The 962-nt window shown below is 64.6% G+C and carries 1 protein-coding gene and 1 pseudogene; both read right to left on the reverse strand.

The genetic code is table 11. The annotated features are described in order from the left end of the window. Positions 1-166: 166 nt before the first annotated feature. Positions 167-598 carry a nuclear transport factor 2 family protein gene (locus RHBS_RS28050; RefSeq protein ID WP_128646941.1) on the reverse strand — a complete coding sequence of 144 codons (432 nt, stop codon included), beginning with the start codon at positions 596-598 and terminating at the stop codon, positions 167-169. A gap of 119 nt (positions 599-717) precedes the next feature. Then, positions 718-962 (reverse strand): annotated as a pseudogene (locus RHBS_RS29455) (nuclear transport factor 2 family protein); the annotation flags it as partial.

Consider the following 962-nt stretch of genomic DNA (forward strand, 5'->3'; position numbering starts at 1 on the left):
GCTACCCTTGCGCCGGCGCGAAGCGAGCTGACCCGCCGCGGCAACCGTCGTGCACCGCACCCGATCGAGCACCCTGACCGACGTCCACGTCCACGACGCCGAGGGCACCCTCGTCGCCACAGGCCAGGTCACCAGCCGCCTCTTCCATTGAGCACCTCAAAGCCCGTCATTCCGCGCAGGCCGAGTAGACAGCGAGGCTGTCCTCATAGACGTGGTGCTGGACGATGAGGTCGTCGATGACCCGAAGATGCAACGCGAACCGCGCCGTATAGTGGCGTCGTGTCAGAACCGATTCGTTGCGGATAACGCCCGTGATGAACGCGTCCGTGTCGCTGACAACGATGGCCGAGATCGAGGTCCCCTGATCTGAAGGGCGGTTGTACTCGGCGATGGTGGTGAAGTGTTGCCGCACGTCGGACCGAGTGGCCCTGTTCCGGATCCAAGGAATGGCCCCGGATTGCGGTCCCTCGGGCCAGCTCAATGACCAGTCCACCTCGTCGGCGTACAGCTCAGCAACTGCGCTGACGTCGCCCTCGGCGAGCTGCTTCAGCAGCATCTCGACGATCGATCGGGTTGCGGCGGTGTCGCATTCAGCCATATCTCACATCTCGCCTTCTTCGCGCGGTGACGGCTTCGACCGGGGCGGCTCCTTGCTTGTGCGCCGACGCGACTGCGGCCTGGCGATGGTGCCGCCAGGCCGCTGCCTGTTGTCGTCGACTAGCTGGGGACCCGATCGAGAAAGCCCCGAACGTCGGCGATCAGTCCGTCAGAGTTCAGGGTGACGACGTCGAACCCGATCACGAGCGGTTCTGCGTGCTCTTCGCCCAGACCCCACTGGAATCGAACCTGTCGGTGGTGCCCGTCGACCTGGCCGACTGAGGAAAAGCCCATACCAGCGAACTGTTGCTGAACCTGGCCGATGACGGCACTGATGGCCTTGAGCCGGAGACCTCGGCAAGCGG

The sequence above is a fragment of the Rhodococcus sp. BS-15 genome (assembly GCF_000813105.1).
Classification (GTDB): Bacteria; Actinomycetota; Actinomycetes; order Mycobacteriales; family Mycobacteriaceae; genus Rhodococcoides.

Coding starts and splice junctions, on each gene's coding strand:
- RHBS_RS28050 (WP_128646941.1), bottom strand. CDS start 598: ATGGCTGAATGCGACACCGCCGCAACCCGATCGATCGTCGAGATGCTG.